The sequence below is a fragment of the Candidatus Paceibacterota bacterium genome (assembly GCA_028716825.1).
Lineage (GTDB): Bacteria > Patescibacteriota > Minisyncoccia > Minisyncoccales.
On the sequence record JAQUPA010000027.1, the window covers coordinates 1 to 5,595 of the forward strand.

Annotated in this window: 5 protein-coding genes; 1 reads left to right on the forward strand and 4 read right to left on the reverse strand. The window is 37.6% G+C overall.

All coding sequences use genetic code 11. From position 1 onward, the window contains the following. The 4 genes from PHI88_03580 to PHI88_03595 all read right to left on the reverse strand — a co-directional run. A partial coding sequence (locus tag PHI88_03580; GenBank protein MDD5552209.1) for a DNA-directed RNA polymerase subunit beta occupies nucleotides 1-1,874 on the reverse strand: 1,874 nt, incomplete at its 3' end. A 758-nt stretch (nucleotides 1,875-2,632) separates the two neighbouring features. Continuing rightward, complete coding sequence (locus PHI88_03585) at nucleotides 2,633-3,088, reverse strand: hypothetical protein (protein ID MDD5552210.1); 456 nt, start codon at nucleotides 3,086-3,088, stop codon at nucleotides 2,633-2,635. A gap of 121 nt (nucleotides 3,089-3,209) precedes the next feature. Then, nucleotides 3,210-3,530, reverse strand: a complete 321-nt coding sequence (locus tag PHI88_03590) for a hypothetical protein (protein MDD5552211.1) — start codon at nucleotides 3,528-3,530, stop codon at nucleotides 3,210-3,212. Between the two features lie 29 nt (nucleotides 3,531-3,559). After that, complete coding sequence (locus PHI88_03595) at nucleotides 3,560-4,309, reverse strand: hypothetical protein (protein ID MDD5552212.1); 750 nt, start codon at nucleotides 4,307-4,309, stop codon at nucleotides 3,560-3,562. 145 nt (nucleotides 4,310-4,454) lie between these two features. On the opposite strand from PHI88_03595, the gene PHI88_03600 reads away from it, so the two are divergent. Beyond that, a partial coding sequence (locus PHI88_03600; GenBank protein MDD5552213.1) for a class I tRNA ligase family protein occupies nucleotides 4,455-5,595 on the forward strand: 1,141 nt, incomplete at its 3' end.

Consider the following 5,595-nt stretch of genomic DNA (forward strand, 5'->3'; position numbering starts at 1 on the left):
GTATATTGATTTGACCTTACGTAATTTAAAAGTTTGTATTCTCTCTCCTGTTTCTTTTCTTTTACCACGATACGAGAGGCGTCTACTTCTTTTACCTTTCCATCTTCCTGGGCAATTATTATCTGGCCCGAATCTCTTGCTACTTTAGCCTCAACTCCTGTAGCAACAAGCGGAGGCTCCGGCCTTAAACAAGGCACTGCCTGCCTTTGCATGTTGGAACCCATAAGAGCTCTGTTTGCGTCATCATGTTCTAAAAATGGAATCATAGAAGTAGCAGTGGATAAAATCTGCTGAGGGGAAACATCCATAAAATCAACTTTTTTCGCCTCAATTACTCCAGGCTGTCCATCCACTCTCGCTTCAATCAACTTTTCCGTAATATTGCCATTTTCGTCATGAGGGGTCGTTGCAGGAGCTATAACGTATTTTTCTTCCTCATAAGCGTTTAAAAATACTGTTTTGTTTGTCACTCTTCCTTTCTCAACCTTAAAATATGGGGTCTCAAGAAATCCCAAAGAGTTAATCCTGGAGAAAAGCGCAAGGTGAGAAATCAATCCCACATTCTGGCCCTCTGGAGTCTGAATGGGGCAAATTCTTCCATAATGACTTGGCTGAACGTCTCTGACGTCAAACCTTGCTCTTTCTCTTGTAAGGCCCCCAGGTCCCATGGCAGACAACCTTCTTTTGTGTTCAAGCTCTGCAAGGGGATTCTGATTATCCATAAACTGGGAAAGCTGGGATAATGTGAAAAATTCTTTTATCTGGGAAGAAAAAGGCCTTGTGTTGATAATACTTCTTGGCTCCGCCTCTTCAATGTCCACGGTAGACATCCTGTCTTTTATATTCCTTTCCATTCTCAACATACCGACTCTTAATCTTGACTCTAAAAGCTCTGCCATTGTCCTTATTCTTCTGTTGCCTAAATGATCAATGTTGTCTGGCTGGGCTTCGGGGTTTTTATTAAGTTTTATAATTTCTTTTAGCGTTAAAATAATATCTTCCTTACCAAGTAGCAAGTCTTTCTCTTCGATTTTTTCTTTATTTTCAACACCAAGTCTTTGCCTTGTTCTCCATCTCCCAACCTCTGATAAATCATATCGCTGAGAATTAAAGAAAACGCCCTTTAAATAACTTTTGGCGTTTTCTAATGTTGCAAGGTCCCCAGGACGCAAGTGACTATAAATTTCAACAATTGCCTCGTCTCTGTTTTTAGTAAAATCTTTTTTTAGTGTTTCTTCAATATAATCAACTGGAGCCCCGGCTACGTCCTTGTCAAAAGTATTTTTAATTTCATCGCTCCCTTCAAGTCCGAAAAATCTAAGAAGGGCGGTTGCAGCAACTCTTCTTCTTCTGTCAATTTTTACCCAAATTATTCCATTGTGATCCGTTTCAAACTCAAGCCAAGCACCCCTGTTTGGAATGATTTTTGCTCCAAAGAATTTCTGTCCGTAATAATAATTTACATTGAAAAAAACTCCCGGAGAGCGTATAAGCTGGGAAACTAAAACCCTTTCGACTCCGTTTAAAACAAAAGTTCCCCTGTCTGTAATAAGAGGAAAATCACAAAAATAAACCTCTCCTTCTCTTTCTTCGCCTAAACTTTCTATCTTAAGAGAGCACCTAACCTTAAGGGGCGCTTCAAAGGAAAGATTATTTTCTTTTGCTTCATGGTCCGAGAGCTTTGGTTTTTCAAATTTAAAATCTTTAAAATAAAGTTTATATTCTTTTTCGCTATAATCTTTAATTGGCGAGAACTCCTCAAAAAGTTTTTTTAATTTCTGGTCAATAAAATCCTTGTAAGCACTAATTTGAAATTCTACAAGGTCGGGATATTTTAATTTAAATGAATATTTACCAAAGTTTTTCTTTTTCATGAGAGAAGACTTTTTGTTTTATTTATAATGAAATTTTCTTTATTGATATATCAAAAAAAACTACCCAAAATGAAAAATTTTTGGGTTATTTATTCCCCTTTTTCTTCCTTAAAAAAGCATTTTTTGCTTATTAAATATTATGGTTCTTATTTTATACTTTTTATTTTTTTTGTCAACCCTATTCTACGCTCAATAATAAAAAACAGCCTTTGGCTGAAATTTGTGAGAGGGGATAAGGGCAGGACTGGACGCGCTGAACGATCTGTGTGGCGCACGATTCTTTGTTTTTTTTCGCGCCTTGCGTCATGTCTCTGCCCTCTCCCCTCGGAAAAACTTAAAGTGCTCTTTTTACTGCCGCCCATAGGCGGCTACAGGAATGGGGCCGTATACCTCACGGCTCACTCCTTTCTTTCATGCCGATGACTTCGATGCCGCCAACGACTATTGTCGTGGCGGCGGGCCGCTGGCCGCGCGGTCAGGCGCCGGCGATCACCAGGTCGATGTTTGTCACAAAATTCACACTGCATCCGCGATGATCCCACATAGGCAATCACTCCTTTCTTTTTGCCCATGTCTTCCAATATCTACACCGAAACTATTTTTTCAAATATGCTTTAATTATATATTATTATATCTATTTGTCAACCTCTCGCTTTTATCTACAAATACTTATAAATAAAGGTGAAAAGTTAAAACTCTTAAAAGATCTAGGGGACGCAACGAGGCGTCCCCTAATAAAATCTTGTTTGCCGTGTCTGCTAGAAGTAGTTTGCCAACGGTCCGCTCGCCCGCGCCATCAATCCCATGACGAAAGGAGAGAGGATGTGAGCCTCTCTTGCCGAGACCCGCGGAGGGAGCATTTTGCCTTCGTCGTCAGACTTGAACACATCGTTCTCATCCTCGAAACGAATTGTGCCCTCTTCATCTTCCGAGACCTGAAAGATCCCCTCTCTCAGCTCCTGAAGTAGATGAAGAGACAAGCTTGTCCCCTCTGTCCCCTGGGCTTGCTGCTCGTAGATATCCGGATCATAGCCCAGAAGTTCATCTACGAGTCCCGCGTCTTCGTCGAGGGGTCTGCCACATCTGGAACAAAACCCTACCTCACGGTCTTGGGATTTTGCGGGCTTACCACAACCAGCACAACAACACATGTCTTCCCCTTTCTCTAAACACGCATGACCAACAAATATATCTAAATGTTCTCCAAGGTACAAAAATAACAATATTTATTATATAGAAGAAAAATCGCTTTGTCAACTACAAACGTCTCAAAAAAAAGAGAGATGACTATAGCCACCTCTCCTAAACACATTTCCTCCTCTGCTTTTTACCCCCTTAACGGAGTTCTATTCTCCTTACCTCCATATCCATAACCAGAATCTCCAGGCGATCGCCAATTTCAAGATTCATCTCGGCTATCTTTTCGCCAGAAATGAAATAATCGCCAGATACCCTCACCTTTCCTGCGGCGATTATTTCCGTTACCTCCACAAAATGAAAACCGTCTTGCAAATCAGTCTGCGTACTCCGGCTCTCATTTACAGAAGAAATGGCACAGAAAACCATTGCAGTTAAAAAGATAATCACTGCCATGGCAATTCTCTTCCTGCTTCTCTTTCTTAGAGATTCATTTCTTCTCTTTGCACTCATAACCATCCACTCCTTTTTTTAAAAAATCCCTACACCTAAATCTCAAATGTGAATTTATTTACAAAGCCAAGTTCCCCGGCTTCATTTTTTTCGTATTTTATATCTTTTATAAGTTGTGCAATTACCTCAAGACCTCTTTTTTTATATGCTCCTTCTATGTCTTTTTCTAGATCAAAATCATCATTATTAATTTTTTCAACATCGTTATTAGAAAAATTCTCTAAAATTTCTTTAGTTTCTTCTTTGGGTTTATTTAAAAAAGAAAGCATCTCTTCTGGGATTTCTTCTTCAGAAAAATTCATTGTTGTTATTTCTGTAATATGTCCATCTTTTTCTTTAATAGAAAACGCTGCATATTCACTTCCTTTTTTACAATGAGTAAAAGCATTAGCAAGGGCTTCGTCAATAACCAAAGAAATATCATATTTTTTTTCTTCGCTTTCTCTGCTACAAAGAATCTTTGCTAGACAATTTCTTATAATGCTGACTATTTCACGACTAGCCTTAAGTGGAATTAATATTTTTATTTCATCATCGTCCTTTTGTATTTCTAAAGTTTCCTTAATGTAATTATTGCATTCATCCAAACATCTTCTTCTGTCTTTCTTTTCTTCTTCAGTTAATTTTTTTTCTTTATCTTCTACCATAGGAAAAGAAGAATTTATCATGTTTTTTAAATTATCTGCAAAATTTTTCATCTCCTCCATTTTTTCTGGAGAAAGATTCAATTCCTCCGCAAAAAAATCCAACTCAGTTTTTGGTTTTTCTGGTTGCTCAATATTCATATTTTTTTATAAGATTTTTATAAAACTTTTAAAGCTAAAAGTCAAGTTAAGATACATGATTTTTGTATATTCCACCAAGCACCAAGAATATTAATACTTTAGCTTGAAAAAGTCTCTAAAATTTGAAAGAATAAGTTATTAAATCATGGCAGATAAAAAATATATTTTGGATATGTTTCCCTATCCTTCGGGAGAGGGGCTTCATGTTGGACACGTTGAATCCTACACCGCAACTGATATCTACTCACGCTATATGAAAATGCGTGGCTTTGAAGTTTTACATCCCCAGGGCTGGGATGCTTTTGGTTTGCCGGCCGAGAACTTTGCGATAAAAACTGGTGTACATCCTAAAGAGACCACAAAAAAAGCAATTAAAAAATTTAAGGAACAGATGGAAATGCTTGGTTTTGATTATGACTGGGAAAGGGAAATAAATTCTTCCGACCCTGAATACTACAAATGGACTCAGTGGATGTTTTTACAATTTTATAAAAACGGGCTCGCTTATAAAAAGAAGGCCAGGGTCAACTGGTGCCCGAAATGCAAAACAGTTCTTGCAAACGAACAGGCAGAGGGTGGCAAATGCGAAAGATGTGAAAGCGAAGTTATCCAGAAAGAACTTGAACAGTGGTTTTTAAAAATTACAGATTTTGCAGAAGATTTACTAAATGATCTTGACAATGTTGATTGGCCTGAATCAACGAAACTTACCCAAAAAAACTGGATTGGAAAATCAGAAGGTGCTGAAGTTGATTTTGAAATCGATGGAGAACGAGTAACTGTCTTTACGACTCGTCCCGACACTTTGTTCGGCGCAACTTATTTTGTTTTGTCCCCCGAACATCCAATCCTTCAAAATCAAAAATCAAAAATCAAAAATCAAAAAGAGGTTTGGGACTATATAGAAAAAGCAAAAAAGAAAACTACTCTTGAAAGAACTGATTTAGAAAAAGAGAAAACCGGAGTAAAAGTTGAAGGACTTGACGCAATAAATCCAGTCAATCCTAAAGAAAAACTTCCAGTTTTTGTCGCTGACTATGTAATGATGGATTATGGAACTGGTGCTATAATGGCAGTTCCGGCACACGACCAAAGAGATTTTGAATTTGCAAAAAAATATAAATTACCAATTAAACCAGTTGTATTTAAAGAATGCCCCGAAAGTAGAAGTTTTGTGATGGGTCTTAATGAAGAAAAACTAAAAAAATTGGGAGTGCAAATTCTGGAAAAAACCGCAAAGGGGTTTTTAAAGATTAAAATACCTTATTCAAAATTAGAAGAATATA